Genomic DNA, 15,239 nt, shown 5'->3' on the forward strand with positions numbered 1-15,239 from the left:
AGATGGCTAAGCAACCGGGATTAGATTTTCAAAGTGCCAAAGGTGGATTTGGCGAGCTGAAACGCAGACTGCTGTTTGTTATCGGCGCGCTGATTGTGTTCCGTATTGGCTCTTTTATTCCGATCCCTGGTATCGATGCCGCTGTACTTGCCAAACTGCTTGAGCAACAGCGAGGCACCATCATTGAAATGTTCAACATGTTCTCTGGTGGTGCTCTCAGCCGTGCTTCTATCTTTGCACTGGGTATTATGCCGTACATTTCGGCATCAATTATTATCCAGCTGCTGACGGTCGTTCATCCGGCCCTGGCAGAGCTGAAGAAAGAAGGGGAGTCTGGACGTCGTAAGATTAGCCAGTACACCCGTTACGGCACTCTGGTGCTGGCAATATTCCAGTCGATCGGTATTGCTACCGGTCTTCCGAATATGCCTGGTATGCAGGGCCTGGTGTTAAACCCGGGCTTTGCATTCTATTTCACCGCTGTTGTAAGTCTGGTCACAGGGACGATGTTCCTGATGTGGCTCGGCGAACAGATTACTGAGCGTGGTATCGGTAACGGTATCTCAATCATCATCTTCGCCGGTATTGTTGCGGGTCTCCCGCCAGCCATCGCCCATACTATCGAGCAAGCGCGTCAAGGCGACCTGCACTTCCTCCTGTTGCTGTTGGTTGCAGTATTAGTATTTGCAGTGACGTTCTTTGTTGTCTTCGTTGAACGTGGTCAGCGCCGCATTGTGGTGAACTACGCTAAACGTCAGCAGGGTCGTCGTGTCTATGCTGCACAGAGCACACATTTACCGCTGAAAGTGAATATGGCGGGGGTTATCCCGGCTATCTTCGCTTCCAGTATTATTCTGTTCCCGGCAACCATCGCGTCATGGTTCGGGGGCGGTACTGGTTGGAACTGGCTGACAACAATTTCGCTGTATTTGCAGCCTGGGCAACCACTTTATGTGTTACTCTATGCGTCTGCGATCATCTTCTTCTGTTTCTTCTACACGGCGTTGGTCTTCAACCCGCGTGAAACAGCAGATAACCTGAAGAAGTCCGGTGCATTTGTACCAGGAATTCGTCCGGGAGAGCAAACGGCGAAGTATATCGATAAAGTAATGACTCGCCTGACTTTGGTTGGTGCGCTTTATATTACTTTTATCTGCCTGATCCCGGAGTTCATGCGTGATGCAATGAAAGTACCGTTCTACTTCGGTGGGACCTCACTGCTTATCGTTGTTGTCGTGATTATGGACTTTATGGCTCAAGTGCAAACTCTGATGATGTCCAGTCAGTATGAGTCTGCATTGAAGAAGGCGAACCTGAAAGGCTACGGCCGCTAAATGGTCGCCTGAGAAGTTACGGAGAGTAAAAATGAAAGTTCGTGCTTCCGTCAAGAAATTATGCCGTAACTGCAAAATCGTTAAGCGTGATGGTGTCATCCGTGTGATTTGCAGTGCCGAGCCGAAGCATAAACAGCGCCAAGGCTGATTATTTCGCATATTTTTCTTGCAAAGTTGGGTTGAGCTGGCTAGATTAGCCAGCCAATCTTTTGTATGTCTGTACGTTTCCATTTGAGTATCCTGAAAACGGGCTTTTCAGCATGGTGCGTACATATTAAATAGTAGGAGTGCATAGTGGCCCGTATAGCAGGCATTAACATTCCTGATCAGAAACATGCTGTGATCGCATTAACTTCGATCTACGGCGTCGGCAAGACCCGTTCTAAAGCCATTCTGGCTGCAGCGGGTATCGCTGAAGATGTTAAGATCAGTGAGCTGTCTGAAGAACAAATCGACACGCTGCGTGACGAAGTTGCCAAATTTGTCGTTGAAGGTGATCTGCGCCGTGAAATCAGCATGAGCATCAAGCGCCTGATGGATCTTGGTTGCTATCGCGGTTTGCGTCATCGTCGTGGTCTGCCAGTGCGCGGTCAGCGTACTAAGACCAACGCACGTACCCGTAAGGGTCCGCGCAAACCGATCAAGAAATAATCGGGGTGATTGAATAATGGCAAAGGCACCAGTTCGTGCACGTAAACGTGTAAGAAAACAAGTCTCTGACGGCGTGGCTCATATCCATGCTTCTTTCAACAACACCATCGTTACTATTACTGATCGTCAGGGTAACGCATTGGGTTGGGCAACAGCCGGTGGTTCCGGTTTCCGTGGTTCTCGCAAATCCACTCCGTTCGCAGCTCAGGTTGCAGCAGAGCGTTGCGCTGAAGCCGTAAAAGAATACGGCATCAAGAATCTGGAAGTTATGGTTAAAGGTCCGGGTCCGGGTCGTGAATCTACTGTTCGCGCTCTGAACGCCGCTGGTTTCCGCATCACTAATATTACTGATGTGACTCCGATCCCTCATAACGGTTGTCGTCCGCCGAAAAAACGTCGCGTATAACGCTCCGTTTTTTAGGTTAGTTGGAGATAGAAAATGGCAAGATATTTGGGTCCTAAGCTCAAGCTGAGCCGTCGTGAGGGCACCGACTTATTCCTTAAGTCTGGCGTTCGCGCGATCGATACCAAGTGTAAAATTGAACAAGCTCCTGGCCAGCACGGTGCGCGTAAACCGCGTCTGTCTGACTATGGTGTGCAGTTGCGTGAAAAGCAAAAAGTTCGCCGTACCTACGGTGTGCTGGAGCGTCAGTTCCGTAACTACTATAAAGAAGCAGCACGTCTGAAAGGCAACACAGGTGAAAACCTGCTGGCTCTGCTGGAAGGTCGTCTGGACAACGTTGTATACCGTATGGGCTTCGGCGCTACTCGTGCTGAATCACGTCAGCTGGTTAGCCACAAAGCAATCATGGTAAACGGTCGTGTTGTTAACATCGCTTCTTATCAGGTTAAAGCGAATGACGTTGTTAGCATTCGTGAGAAAGCGAAAAAGCAATCTCGCGTGAAGGCCGCTCTGGAGCTGGCTGAGCAGCGTGAAAAGCCAACCTGGCTGGAAGTTGATGCTGGCAAGATGGAAGGTACGTTCAAGCGTCAGCCAGAACGTTCTGATCTGTCTGCGGACATTAACGAACACCTGATCGTCGAGCTTTACTCCAAGTAAAGCTTAGTACCAAAGAGAGGACACAATGCAGGGTTCTGTGACAGAGTTTCTAAAACCGCGCCTGGTAGATATCGAGCAAGTGAGTTCGACGCACGCCAAGGTGACCCTTGAGCCTTTAGAGCGTGGCTTTGGCCATACTCTGGGTAACGCACTGCGCCGTATTCTGCTCTCATCGATGCCGGGTTGCGCGGTGACCGAGGTTGAGATTGATGGTGTACTTCATGAGTACAGCACCAAAGAAGGCGTTCAGGAAGATATCCTTGAAATCCTGCTCAACCTGAAAGGGCTGGCGGTGAGAGTTCAGGGTAAAGATGAAGTTATTCTTACTCTGAATAAATCTGGCATTGGCCCTGTGACTGCAGCCGACATCACCCACGACGGTGATGTTGAAATCGTCAAGCCGCAGCACGTGATCTGCCACCTGACCGATGAGAACGCAGCTATTAGCATGCGTATCAAAGTTCAGCGCGGTCGTGGTTATGTGCCGGCTTCTGCCCGAATTCATTCGGAAGAAGATGAGCGCCCAATCGGCCGTCTGCTGGTCGACGCATGCTACAGCCCTGTAGAGCGTATTGCCTACAATGTTGAAGCAGCGCGTGTAGAACAGCGTACCGACCTGGACAAGCTGGTCATCGAAATGGAAACCAACGGCACAATCGATCCTGAAGAGGCGATTCGTCGTGCGGCAACCATCCTGGCAGAACAACTGGAAGCTTTCGTTGACTTACGTGATGTACGTCAGCCGGAAGTGAAAGAAGAGAAACCAGAATTCGATCCGATCCTGCTGCGCCCTGTTGACGATCTGGAATTGACTGTCCGCTCTGCTAACTGCCTTAAGGCAGAAGCTATCCACTATATCGGTGATCTGGTACAGCGTACCGAGGTTGAGTTGCTGAAAACGCCGAACCTGGGTAAAAAATCTCTTACTGAGATTAAAGACGTGCTGGCTTCACGTGGTCTGTCTCTGGGCATGCGCCTGGAAAACTGGCCACCGGCAAGCATTGCTGACGAGTAACCGGATCACAGGTTAAGGTTTTACTGAGAAGGATAAGGTCATGCGCCATCGTAAGAGTGGTCGTCAACTGAACCGCAACAGCAGCCATCGCCAGGCTATGTTCCGCAACATGGCAGGTTCACTGGTTCGTCATGAGATCATCAAGACGACCCTGCCTAAAGCGAAAGAGCTGCGTCGCGTAGTTGAGCCGCTGATTACTCTTGCCAAGACTGACAGCGTTGCTAATCGTCGTCTGGCATTCGCCCGTACTCGTGATAACGAGATCGTGGCAAAACTGTTTAACGAACTGGGCCCGCGTTTCGCGAGCCGTGCAGGTGGTTACACTCGTATTCTGAAGTGTGGCTTCCGTGCAGGCGACAACGCGCCGATGGCTTACATCGAGCTGGTTGATCGTTCAGAGAAAGCAGAAGCTGCTGCAGAGTAATCTGTAGTAACGTAAAAAAACCCGCTCCGGCGGGTTTTTTTATATCCTCAGTATCATCACCTCTCTACACTATCTGTATCTTTTCTGTTCATCCGCGGAGATCATCATGTGGTTACTCGATGAATGGGTAGAGCGCCATATCAGCGATGCCCAACGCAAAGGTGAATTCGATAATCTTCCAGGAAGCGGCGAACCGCTCGTGTTGGAGGATGATTCGCACATCGCACCTGAATTACGTGCTGGATACCGCTTACTTAAAAATGCGGGCTGTTTGCCTCCGGAACTTGAACAGCGAAGAGAGGCAATTGAACTTGTTGATCTACTTAAAAGTGTTCGCAAAGATGACCCACGACATAATGAGCTCAGCCGCCGACTGACGCTGATTGAGCTTAAACTCCGCCAGGCTGGTGTGAGCACTGACTTTTTGCGCGGTGAATATTGTGAAAGGTTAATGCAGAAAATCGATGAGGAATAACTATGTATCGTATTGGTGAACTTGCAAAGCTCGCTAACGTAACGCCAGATACCATCCGTTACTACGAGAAACAGCAAATGATAGATCATGAGGTGAGAACGGAAGGTGGATTCCGTCTTTATACCGACAACGATCTCCAGCGTCTTCGGTTTATCCGCTATGCACGGCAGCTTGGTTTCACTCTGGAGTCGATCCGTGAGTTACTGTCGATCCGCATCGATCCGGCGCACCACACTTGCCAGGAATCAAAAAGCATCGTCCAGGCCCGACTGGATGAAGTTGAGGCCCGAATTCAGGAATTGCAGACAATGCAGCGTTCCCTGCAAAGATTGAATGACGCATGCTGTGGTACTGCGCACAGCAGCATTTATTGCTCTATTCTTGAAGCCCTTGAACAGGGCGCCAGTGGCGAAACGGAAACGCAGGGGTGTTGATTTTCCCTCTGTCCGGGCCTACACTCGCGTCAACATAAACCATGCTCAGGAGAAATTATGAGCCGCTATCAGCATACGAAGGGACAAATTAAGGATAACGCCATTGAGGCATTACTTCACGACCCGCTTTTCAGACAGCGCGTTGAGAAGAATAAAAAAGGGAAAGGGAGTTATCTGCGTAAAGGGAAACATGGGAATCGGGGTAACTGGGAGGCCAGTGGCAAAAAAGCGAATCGCTTATTTACCACTGGCCTTCCTGCTTTTAGTGTTCTGTCAGGAGCGGTTATTCTGCTCTTTTAACAGATCGCGAATTTCAGTCAGTAAAACTTCTTCTTTAGAAGGGGCTGGCGGTGCCGCTGCCGGTTCTTCTTTTTTACGGTTGAGCTTGTTGATGAGCTTGATCGCCATAAAAATCGCAAACGCCACGATCACGAAATCAAAAATATTCTGAATAAATACGCCATAGTGCATAACGACTGCCGGGATATCTCCCTGTGCATCTCTGAGCGTGACGGCGAACTGTTTGAAGTCAATGCCCCCAATTAATAGCCCCAACGGCGGCATAATTATGTCGGCAACCAGTGATGAAACGATCTTACCGAACGCAGCACCAATAATGACACCCACAGCTAAATCTACCACATTCCCGCGCATCGCAAATTCGCGAAATTCTTTCATGAAACTCATTATGTTCTCCTTGTGCCAGCTGACGACTATAAGTTTAACAAATGATTAGCTAATTGCCATCGAGGATAAATAAAGGTTATGAAAAATAAAAGTCTTATAAATTTAAAGGTTAATAATCAGGTGCTCTAACCCGAGCACCTGAATCATTACAGGAAGAATGGACTTGGCTGGAATAAGCGTTCGACGTCTGTAATAAACTTTTTATCGGTAAGGAACATAATTACGTGGTCCCCTTGCTCGATGCGTAAATTATCATTGGCGATCATGACATCGTTCCCGCGCACCACAGCCCCAATGATTGTGCCCGGGGGTAATTTGATTTCATCAATTGAACGACCCACAACGCGTGATGTGGTTTCATCACCGTGCGCCACGGCCTCAATGGCTTCAGCAACACCGCGACGAAGCGAAGAAACACCGACGATATCCGCTTTACGGACATGACTTAGCAGGGCTGAAATTGTCGCTTGCTGTGGCGAAATGGCGATATCAATGACGCTTCCCTGAACGAGGTCAACATAGGCGCGGCGCTGGATAAGTACCATAACCTTTTTTGCTCCCATTCGTTTGGCGAGCATCGCAGACATAATATTCGCTTCGTCGTCGTTGGTGACGGCAATAAACAGATCAACTTGATCGATATGCTCTTCGGCCAGCAATTCTTGATCGGACGCATCACCATAAAATACGATCGTATTCTGCAGCTTTTCAGCGAGTTCAGAAGCGCGCTGTTGATCGCGTTCGATCAACTTCACGCTATAGTCTTTTTCCAGTCGTCTCGCCAGACCTGCGCCAATATTCCCACCGCCGACCAGCATGATGCGTTTATAAGGCTTTTCAAGACGCTGAAGCTCGCTCATCACCGCACGGATATGCTGAGATGCGGCAATAAAGAAAACCTCATCACCGGCTTCAACAATCGTTGAGCCTTGCGGCCGAATAGGCCTGTCGTGGCGGAAAATGGCAGCGACGCGAGTATCGATATGTGGCATGTGCTCACGCATCGTAGACAAGGCATTACCAATGAGTGGGCCGCCGTAATAGGCTTTCACCACTGCCAGGCTTACTTTACCTTCCGCAAAATTCACAACCTGCAAAGCGCCCGGATATTCAATCAGGCGATAGATATTGTCGATAACGAGTTGTTCTGGCGCGATCAGGTGATCAATCGGTACCGCTTCAGAATTAAACAGTTTTTCTGCATCGCGAACATAGTCCGGAGAACGGATACGGGCAATTCTGTTCGGGGTGTTGAAAAGCGAGTAGGCAACCTGGCATGCCACCATATTGGTTTCATCAGAGCTGGTGACGGCAACCAGCATATCGGCATCGTCAGCGCCTGCCTCACGCAGAACGCGAGGATGTGAACCATGACCCTGCACGACGCGAAGGTCAAACTTGTCCTGCAAAACGCGCAGCCGATCGCCATTGGTATCAACAATCGTGATGTCATTGTTTTCGCCAACAAGATTTTCAGCTAACGTTCCGCCAACCTGTCCTGCACCCAGAATGATAATTTTCATATCTCGTGACCTGTTCTCAACATCACTCTTTGATTAGCTTAGCGTAAAAAAAACCATCGCCCTCTTCGGCGCCAGGGAGATTCTGCTGGCCAGGTCGTTCCGGCGTGCCTGTATCGCGTAATGTTGCATCAGGGGTTCGCTTAAGGAAGGCCGCAATTTGCTGGCTGTTTTCTTCCGGAAGTACGGAGCAGGTTGCATAGACCAACGTTCCGCCTGGTTTAAGATGTGGCCAGATAGCATCGAGAATGTCGGATTGCAGTTGGGCCAGCTCTGTAATATCGCGATCCCGGCGTAGCCATTTAATGTCTGGATGACGACGAATCACGCCCGTCGCCGAGCAGGGAGCATCCAGTAAAATGCGATCAAACTGCGATTCGCCACACCATTCTGCAGGTTTACGTCCGTCGCCTTGCTTGACCTGAGCCTTCATTCCAAGACGCTTCAGGTTATCGTAGACGCGAGAAAGACGCTGTTCATCAACATCAACTGCCATTACGCTCGCCTGCGGAGCAACTTCCAGAATATGTGTCGTTTTACCGCCAGGGGCTGCGCAGAGATCGAGGATCTGCTCACCATTTTGTGGCTCAAGCCAGGTCATACACCCTTGAGCTGAAGCATCCTGAACGGTGACCCAGCCATTTTCAAACCCGGGAAGCACGTGTACCGGTGCCGGAGAGGCTAAACGCACGGCATCCGGGTAGGCTTCATGTGTGAATCCATTCATTCCGGCTTCTTCCAGCATAGCCAGCCATGCGTCGCGAGTATGGTGATTACGGTTGACGCGTAGCCACATCGGCGGGCGCTGGTTATTGGCGTCAGCAATATCCTGCCACTGCTGTGGCCAGGCTTTTTTCAGGCGCTTCAACAGCCATTCCGGATGCAGGAAACGTGCTTCGCTGCGGGAAAATTCAGCCAGAAGCTCTTCCTGCTGTCGCTGGAATTGACGTAGTACGCCGTTGATCAAACCCTTAAGTTGAGGGCGTTTAACCGCAACGGCACCTTCCACCGTTTCAGCCAGCGCGGCATGAGGAGGAATGCGTGTATGAAGCAACTGGTAGAAGCCCACCATGATCAAATAATGAATGGTGCGTTGCTTGCCGGTCATAGGGCGTGACATTAGCTTGCTAATTAACCACTCAAGCTGAGAAAGGGTGCGTAGAACGCCAAAGCACAGCTCCTGAAGCAGTGCTTTGTCTTTATCGGACACCTTCTGCTGCAGTGGGGGCAGGACATTACTGAGTGACTGGCCCTGTTCGACAACTTGCTCAACGGCCTGTGCCGCCATACTGCGTAGATTTTGTTTTTTCATAGCCGTAAAAATAAAAATGCCCGGAAACACCGGGCCTTAAAAATGAAAGGGGTCAGGCAAGACGGTTGCCAGGAATAAACCATTCGCGACGGGAATTTAACAAATCCTGGGCGCTCATTGCTTTCTTACCCGCAGGTTGCAGAGACTCAAGATTTAGAATGCCTTTCGCGGTTGCGACCTGAATACCTTGCTTGCTGGCTTCAATAATTGTGCCGGGTTCTTCAGAGGTAACGCCATCAATAACGGAGGCTTTCCAGACTTTCACCGGCTGATCGTCAATCATCATCCAGCTCATTGGCCACGGATTAAAAGCGCGGATGCAGCGTTCAAGCTGAGCGGCAGACAGTGACCAGTCGAGCTGAGCTTCTTCTTTGCTGAGTTTCTCGGCATAGGTTACCAGCGCTTCGTCCTGAACTTCAGGTGTCGCCGTATTATCAGCAAGCTGTTGCAGCGTCTCAATGAGACCCTGCGGGCCCAAATCTGCCAGCTTGTCGTAAAGTGTGGCACTGGTATCTTCGTTAGTAATTGGACAGGCCAGCTTAAACAGCATGTCACCGGTGTCTAAACCTACGTCCATCTTCATGATGGTGACGCCAGTTTCAGCATCGCCAGCCCACAGAGAGCGTTGAATAGGTGCCGCCCCGCGCCAGCGTGGAAGAAGAGAACCATGCACGTTGACACAGCCCAGGCGTGGCATATCCAGCACGGCTTTTGGCAAGATTAAACCGTAAGCCACTACCACCATGACATCCGCGTTCAGGTCTGCCACTAACTGCTGATTTTCCTGAGGGCGCAAGGATGCAGGCTGGTAAATGGGTAATCCATGTTCTTCGGCCAGCACTTTAACCGGGCTCGGCATGAGCTTTTTCCCACGACCAGCCGGACGGTCCGGTTGTGTAAAGACGCCAACAACCTTGTGACCAGAAGATAACAGCGCGTCGAGATGACGCGCTGCAAAATCAGGGGTACCCGCGAAGATAATACGTAGTGTTTTAGACACGTTGATCCTTGTATCCGGGGGGATCTTAGGCGCGAGAACGCAAGCGATCCAGTTTCTCTACTTTCTGACGAATACGCTGCTGCTTGAGTGGCGAGAGGTAATCGATAAACAGTTTACCGACCAGGTGATCCATCTCATGCTGAATACAAATTGCCAGCAGGTCGTCTGCTTCCAGCTCGAACGGATTACCGTCACGATCCAGAGCGCGAATCTTCACTTTTTCTGCTCGCGGTACTAAAGCACGCTGTTCCGGAATGGAGAGGCAGCCTTCTTCAATACCCGTTTCACCGCTCTTTTCAAGCAGTTCCGGGTTGATCAGCACCAGGCGGCCATCGCGATTCTCAGAGACATCAATCACGATAATACGCTTGTGAATGTCTACCTGAGTCGCCGCCAGCCCAATACCTTCTTCGGCGTACATGGTATCGAACATATCATCGACGATACGCTGAATTTCTGCATTCACTTCTTTAACCGGTTCAGCGACGATGCGAAGGCGCTCGTCCGGAATATGTAACACTTGCAAAACTGCCATAAATTTCCAGAGTCGTGTTCAGGAGTTGATAAGAATACTACCTCTATTCTAGACAAATCCCTCATCGATTGACAGCATCAGTGACCAATCGCAATGATTGCGGAGGCTGCTTGTGGCAGGGGAAAGGATGACGTCGACAGAGATATGGTTACGGTTAATTCACATAGGTTCTCTATGTGGTGATGCAATGCTGGAAGCCGCATCACAGCTCAGTAAACAGACAACGATTGATGGCGTGACGCTTCGAGAAGCCGGATTGTCAGCAACGCAGGCTGGGCGATTTCTTGCTCTAAGTGTAGGTGAGCTTGAGCGTAGCCAGGTGTGGCTGGAACAGCCGGGGAACCATCTCTTAACTGCCGACCATCCCCTTTATCCTCCTTTGCTTCGCACTTTTCCTGATTATCCCGGGGCATTATTCGTGACGGGGAACCTTGAGGCCCTTAATGCCGTTCAACTTGCTGTTGTCGGAAGTCGCGCGCCCTCCTGGTATGGTGAGCGATGGGGAAGGATCCTGAGTGAACAGCTCTCACAATGCGGTTTCACGATTACCAGCGGCCTGGCCTGTGGCATTGACGGTGTGGCCCACAACGCTGCATTGTCAGTACAAGGCACAAGCGTGGCGGTGTTGGGTAATGGACTCTTTAGCATCTATCCCCGTCGCCATCAGACCCTGGCCAGGCGGCTTATTCATTCGGAGGGGGCGCTCGTGTCTGAATTCTCACTTTCTACGCCCCCCAGACCGGCGAATTTCCCTCGACGTAACAGGATTATTAGTGGGTTAAGTCAGGGCGTGCTGGTCGTTGAGGCTGCTTTGCGAAGCGGTTCGTTGGTTACGGCAAGATGTGCGCTAGAACAGGGGCGAGAGGTCTTTGCTTTACCCGGTCCGATCGGAAATCCAGGATGTGAGGGGCCGCACTGGCTAATAAAGCAAGGCGCAACGCCTGTGACTTGCATAGAGGATATCCTGGAAAATTTACGGTATGGCTTGCACTGGTTAACAGATGAACCTAAAAAGCAACATTATTCGTCAGATCAGGAGAAGGTGGCATTGCCATTTCCCAAGCTCCTGGCTAACGTAGGAGATGAGGTAACACCTGTTGACGTTGTCGCTGAACGTGCCGGCCAACCTGTGCCAGTAACGGTAGCACAGCTACTTGAACTGGAGTTAGCAGGGTGGATCGCAGCTGTACCCGGCGGCTATGTCCGATTAAGGAGGGCATGCCATGTTCGACGTACTGATGTATTTGTTTGAGACTTACATCCACAACGAAGCAGAAATGCGCGTGGATCAGGACAAATTGACACGGGATCTTACCGAAGCAGGATTTGAGCGGGAAGATATTTACAATGCGTTGATGTGGTTGGATAAACTGGCTGATTATCAGGACGGCCTCGCCGAACCGATGCAGCTTGCTTCCGATCCCTTATCTGTACGCATTTACACCGCTGAAGAGTGTGAAAGGCTGGATGCCAGCTGCCGGGGATTCATCTTATTCCTTGAGCAGATTCAGGTGCTAAACCTCGAAACGCGAGAAATGGTGATAGAGCGCGTCATGGCGCTGGATACGGCAGAATTCGAGCTGGAAGACCTCAAGTGGGTGATCCTGATGGTTCTGTTCAATATCCCAGGCTGTGAAAATGCCTATCAGCAAATGGAAGAATTACTCTTTGAAGTGAATGAAGGTATGCTGCACTAATTCAATGTGCGGGACCAAGAGTTGTTATGGCCAAATCAGCACTATTCACGGTGCACAAAAACGAGCCCTGCCCACAGTGCGGGGCTGAGCTCGTCATTCGGTCCGGGAAACACGGCCCGTTTCTCGGTTGTTCACAGTATCCGGAATGTGATTATGTCCGTCCCCTGAAGAGCCAGGCGGATGGACATATCGTGAAAATTCTGGAGGGTCAGTATTGCCCACTCTGCGGTGGCGAATTAGCTCTGCGGCAGGGACGTTTCGGCATGTTTATTGGATGTAGCCGCTACCCCGAATGTGAGCATACGGAACAAATTGATAAGCCAGATGAAACGGCGATTGCGTGTCCTCAGTGTCAGCGCGGTCAACTGGTACAACGCCGCTCCCGTTATGGTAAGAACTTCCATTCGTGCGATCGCTACCCTGAATGCCAGTTCGTTATCAATTTTAAACCGGTAGCGGGAACCTGCCCTCATTGCAATTATCCGCTACTTATAGAAAAGAAAACCGCGCAAGGCATGAAACGCTTCTGCGCCAGTAAACAATGTGGAAAGCCGGTTTCGGCGGATCAAAACAGTGAATAATAACCTGCCATCAGGCTCCATTGCCCATGCCGTGGACGTACTGAAAAATGAAGAAGTCATCGCCTATCCAACAGAAGCTGTTTTTGGGGTCGGTTGCGATCCTGACAGCGAGACCGCTGTGAGCCGATTGCTCACCCTAAAGCAAAGACCCGTCGAGAAAGGGCTAATTTTGATCGCTGCTAATTACGAGCAGCTTAAACCCTACATCGATGATTCCATGCTGACGCCGGCGCAGCGCGAGAGTATCTTCTCCGCGTGGCCTGGACCGGTGACTTTCGTTTTCCCGGCGCAGCCGACAACGCCGCGCTGGTTAACCGGACGCTTTGATTCCCTCGCCGTTCGCGTAACTGACCATCCGCTGGTGGTTGAGCTTTGTCTGGCATTTGGTAAACCGCTGGTCTCAACCAGCGCCAACCTGACCGGATTGCCACCTTGCCGGACAACCGAAGAAGTACTGGCGCAGTTCGGGAATGACTTTCCTGTCGCTGTCGGTGAAACGGGAGGGCGCCTGAATCCGTCTGAAATTCGCGACGCTTTGACCGGCGAACGTTTTCGCCAGGGGTAATCTCATGGAAACCTATGCTGTTTTTGGTAACCCGATCGCTCACAGTAAATCGCCGTTAATCCATCAGCTATTTGCTGAACAACTGCAGATAGAGCATCCGTATGGTCGTGTGCTGGCCCCTGTTGATGCATTTGTGACGACGCTGAATGCTTTTTTCGAGGCGGGTGGAAAAGGTGCGAATGTAACAGTCCCCTTTAAGGAAGACGCTTTTGAACGCGCGGATGAATTGACCGAGCGCGCGGCGCTTGCTGGTGCGGTAAATACGCTAAAACAGCTCAAGGACGGCCGACTTCTGGGTGATAACACTGATGGGATTGGTTTACTCAGCGATTTAGAAAGACTCTCATTTATTAAGCCTGGTTTCCGCATCCTGCTGATTGGCGCGGGCGGGGCATCACGGGGCGTGCTGCTTCCTCTTCTTTCAATGGATTGTGCGGTAACGATTACCAACCGAACATTCTCCCGTGCAGAAGAGCTGGCTGCGCTGTTCGCCCATACCGGGAGCGTCAGTGCCATTGCGCTTGATGACCTTGCCGACCATGAGTTCGATCTTGTCATTAATGCGACCTCCAGCGGTATTGGCGGTGAAGTGCCCGCGATCCCTGCTTCGTTGGTAAGTGCCCACGTTTATTGCTACGACATGTTCTATCAGAAAGGCAAAACACCTTTTCTGACCTGGTGTGAACAACACGGCGCGAAGCATCTGGCTGATGGTCTGGGCATGCTGGTGGGCCAGGCAGCTCATGCAGTACTGCTCTGGCACGGTGTGTTGCCTGCAGTGGAACCCGTGATCGAAAAACTGAAACAGGAACTGATGGCGTGAATCAGGCGATCCACTTTCCTGACAGAGAAATCTGGGATGAAAATCAGCAAGCGGTTTGTTTCCCGGTGCTGGTGCACGGAATGCAGCTGACCTGTGCAATTACTGGGGAAACGCTACTGCGTCGTTTTGGCGGTTCAGACCCGTTAGCGGTATTTTGCGAAAATCGCTGGGATCTTGAAGAGGAAGCCAGCGATTTAATCCGCGATCAGCAGGAAGACGATCAAGGCTGGGTCTGGTTGTCTTGATCCAGATATTCATTCTTCCATTTGACGTAGTTATTTGCTGAGTATTTTAATCCTTCGATCTCCGCCTCTTTTAAGGGGCGGATCTGTTTTACCGGGCTGCCTAAATAGAGATAGCCGCTTTCCAGACGTTTGTTTTGCGGGACCAGGCTACCGGCTCCAATCATCACGTCATCTTCTACTGTTACGCCATCCAGTAAAATTGAACCCATACCAACAAGTACCCTGTTACCTATCGTGCAGCCGTGGAGCATCACTTTGTGGCCGACGGTAACGTCTTCCCCGACGATTAAAGGATTACCTTCCGGGTTATAAGAAGATTTATGCGTCACATGAAGAACGCTGCCGTCCTGAATGTTGGTGCGTGCGCCGATAGACACAAAGTTAACATCTCCCCTGATCGCAACCAGTGGCCAGATACTCACATCATCGGCCATTCGGACATCGCCAATCACGACGCTACTGGCGTCGATCATCACGCGATCGCCTTTTTGGGGGAACAGATCTTTATAAGGACGTAGTACTGCAGACATATCTACCTCGACAGATGGACGCTATACAGAAGACTTTGATCATATTTTGGGATCGTGGCAAGGCAAAATACGTCAATATTTAAGCAGATCGGGCGGGATTTCAGCGAAAAGCGCGGAAAATCAGCAGTCGGAAAAAAAGATCTAAAAAACACTTGTGCTAAAAAATGGGATCCCTATAATGCGCCTCCATCGACACGGCAGATGTGAATCACTTCACAAACAATCGGGTCGGTTGAAGAGAAAAAATCCTGAAATAACGGGTTGACTCTGAAAGAGGAAAGCGTAATATACGCCACCTCGCAACGGTGAGCGAAAGCCGCGTTGCACTGCTCTTTAACAATTTATCAGACA

Annotated in this window: 22 protein-coding genes; 16 read left to right on the forward strand and 6 right to left on the reverse strand. The window is 50.6% G+C overall.

The features are described from left to right. Positions 1–2: 2 nt before the first annotated feature. From secY to KW829_RS18210, 10 genes are all read left to right on the forward strand, one after another. Positions 3–1,334: a preprotein translocase subunit SecY gene (gene secY / locus KW829_RS18165; protein WP_003863305.1), complete on the forward strand. Its 1,332-nt coding sequence runs from the start codon at positions 3–5 to the stop codon at positions 1,332–1,334. Between the two features lie 31 nt (positions 1,335–1,365). Next, entirely contained in the window at positions 1,366–1,482 is a 117-nt protein-coding gene (gene rpmJ / locus KW829_RS18170) for a 50S ribosomal protein L36 (protein ID WP_000868187.1), read from the forward strand. Between the two features lie 146 nt (positions 1,483–1,628). Beyond that, entirely contained in the window at positions 1,629–1,985 is a 357-nt protein-coding gene (gene rpsM, locus KW829_RS18175) for a 30S ribosomal protein S13 (RefSeq protein WP_003863308.1), read from the forward strand. A 16-nt stretch (positions 1,986–2,001) separates the two neighbouring features. Next, the gene (gene rpsK, locus KW829_RS18180; RefSeq protein ID WP_003863312.1) at positions 2,002–2,391 is read left to right on the forward strand and encodes a 30S ribosomal protein S11; all 390 of its coding nucleotides are present in this window, start codon (positions 2,002–2,004) and stop codon (positions 2,389–2,391) included. 33 nt (positions 2,392–2,424) lie between these two features. Next, entirely contained in the window at positions 2,425–3,045 is a 621-nt protein-coding gene (gene rpsD / locus KW829_RS18185) for a 30S ribosomal protein S4 (protein ID WP_042717062.1), read from the forward strand. Between the two features lie 25 nt (positions 3,046–3,070). After that, a complete protein-coding gene (gene rpoA, locus KW829_RS18190; protein WP_002919219.1) occupies positions 3,071–4,060 on the forward strand; it encodes a DNA-directed RNA polymerase subunit alpha in 990 nt (329 codons plus the stop codon). 40 nt (positions 4,061–4,100) lie between these two features. Continuing rightward, the gene (gene rplQ / locus KW829_RS18195; RefSeq protein WP_001216368.1) at positions 4,101–4,484 is read left to right on the forward strand and encodes a 50S ribosomal protein L17; all 384 of its coding nucleotides are present in this window, start codon (positions 4,101–4,103) and stop codon (positions 4,482–4,484) included. A gap of 106 nt (positions 4,485–4,590) precedes the next feature. Next, positions 4,591–4,959: a DUF1992 domain-containing protein gene (locus KW829_RS18200; RefSeq protein ID WP_218308749.1), complete on the forward strand. Its 369-nt coding sequence runs from the start codon at positions 4,591–4,593 to the stop codon at positions 4,957–4,959. Positions 4,960–4,961: 2 nt separating this feature from the next. Further along, positions 4,962–5,393, forward strand: coding sequence for a Zn(2+)-responsive transcriptional regulator (gene zntR, locus KW829_RS18205; protein WP_042717067.1), 432 nt, complete (start codon positions 4,962–4,964; stop codon positions 5,391–5,393). A 57-nt stretch (positions 5,394–5,450) separates the two neighbouring features. Continuing rightward, positions 5,451–5,693, forward strand: a complete 243-nt coding sequence (locus tag KW829_RS18210; RefSeq protein ID WP_042717069.1) for an alternative ribosome-rescue factor A — start codon at positions 5,451–5,453, stop codon at positions 5,691–5,693. Here KW829_RS18210 and mscL read toward each other — a convergent pair. The 5 genes from mscL to def all read right to left on the reverse strand — a co-directional run bounded on the left by mscL (position 5,667) and on the right by def (position 10,447). Next, a complete protein-coding gene (gene mscL / locus KW829_RS18215) occupies positions 5,667–6,080 on the reverse strand; it encodes a large-conductance mechanosensitive channel protein MscL (RefSeq protein ID WP_042717071.1) in 414 nt (137 codons plus the stop codon). The genes KW829_RS18210 and mscL overlap by 27 nt on opposite strands. Positions 6,081–6,226: 146 nt before the next feature. Beyond that, on the reverse strand, positions 6,227–7,603 hold the full coding sequence (gene trkA / locus KW829_RS18220) for a Trk system potassium transporter TrkA (RefSeq protein ID WP_089600737.1): 1,377 nt from the start codon (positions 7,601–7,603) through the stop codon (positions 6,227–6,229). A gap of 22 nt (positions 7,604–7,625) precedes the next feature. After that, entirely contained in the window at positions 7,626–8,912 is a 1,287-nt protein-coding gene (rsmB, locus tag KW829_RS18225) for a 16S rRNA (cytosine(967)-C(5))-methyltransferase RsmB (RefSeq protein WP_089600754.1), read from the reverse strand. A 52-nt stretch (positions 8,913–8,964) separates the two neighbouring features. Next, positions 8,965–9,912 carry a methionyl-tRNA formyltransferase gene (gene fmt / locus KW829_RS18230; RefSeq protein WP_218308750.1) on the reverse strand — a complete coding sequence of 316 codons (948 nt, stop codon included), beginning with the start codon at positions 9,910–9,912 and terminating at the stop codon, positions 8,965–8,967. Between the two features lie 25 nt (positions 9,913–9,937). Further along, complete coding sequence (gene def, locus KW829_RS18235) at positions 9,938–10,447, reverse strand: peptide deformylase (RefSeq protein ID WP_008503479.1); 510 nt, start codon at positions 10,445–10,447, stop codon at positions 9,938–9,940. 127 nt (positions 10,448–10,574) lie between these two features. On the opposite strand from def, the gene dprA reads away from it, so the two are divergent. Genes dprA through KW829_RS18265 form a run of 6 tightly spaced genes read left to right on the forward strand, consistent with a single transcriptional unit; the run spans position 10,575 to position 14,358 of the window. Continuing rightward, on the forward strand, positions 10,575–11,699 hold the full coding sequence (gene dprA, locus KW829_RS18240) for a DNA-protecting protein DprA (protein WP_218308751.1): 1,125 nt from the start codon (positions 10,575–10,577) through the stop codon (positions 11,697–11,699). Then, a complete protein-coding gene (gene smg, locus KW829_RS18245; RefSeq protein ID WP_042717081.1) occupies positions 11,671–12,144 on the forward strand; it encodes a DUF494 family protein Smg in 474 nt (157 codons plus the stop codon). The genes dprA and smg overlap by 29 nt, the downstream gene beginning before the upstream one ends. A 26-nt stretch (positions 12,145–12,170) precedes the next feature. Further along, on the forward strand, positions 12,171–12,725 hold the full coding sequence (locus KW829_RS18250; RefSeq protein WP_172701811.1) for a type I DNA topoisomerase: 555 nt from the start codon (positions 12,171–12,173) through the stop codon (positions 12,723–12,725). Further along, positions 12,718–13,290: an L-threonylcarbamoyladenylate synthase type 1 TsaC gene (gene tsaC / locus KW829_RS18255; RefSeq protein WP_042717084.1), complete on the forward strand. Its 573-nt coding sequence runs from the start codon at positions 12,718–12,720 to the stop codon at positions 13,288–13,290. Before KW829_RS18250 ends, tsaC begins: the two co-directional genes overlap by 8 nt. Before the next feature lie 4 nt (positions 13,291–13,294). Further along, complete coding sequence (gene aroE, locus KW829_RS18260) at positions 13,295–14,113, forward strand: shikimate dehydrogenase (RefSeq protein WP_218308752.1); 819 nt, start codon at positions 13,295–13,297, stop codon at positions 14,111–14,113. Next, entirely contained in the window at positions 14,110–14,358 is a 249-nt protein-coding gene (locus KW829_RS18265; protein ID WP_100167609.1) for a DUF1488 domain-containing protein, read from the forward strand. Before aroE ends, KW829_RS18265 begins: the two co-directional genes overlap by 4 nt. Here the strand turns inward: KW829_RS18265 and KW829_RS18270 are convergent. Next, complete coding sequence (locus KW829_RS18270) at positions 14,334–14,888, reverse strand: gamma carbonic anhydrase family protein (protein WP_108418158.1); 555 nt, start codon at positions 14,886–14,888, stop codon at positions 14,334–14,336. The two genes, KW829_RS18265 and KW829_RS18270, sit on opposite strands and share 25 nt — an antisense overlap. Positions 14,889–15,239: the final 351 nt, after the last annotated feature.

The sequence above is a fragment of the Enterobacter sp. ENT02 genome, from assembly GCF_019219165.1.
GTDB lineage: Bacteria > Pseudomonadota > Gammaproteobacteria > Enterobacterales > Enterobacteriaceae > Enterobacter > Enterobacter mori.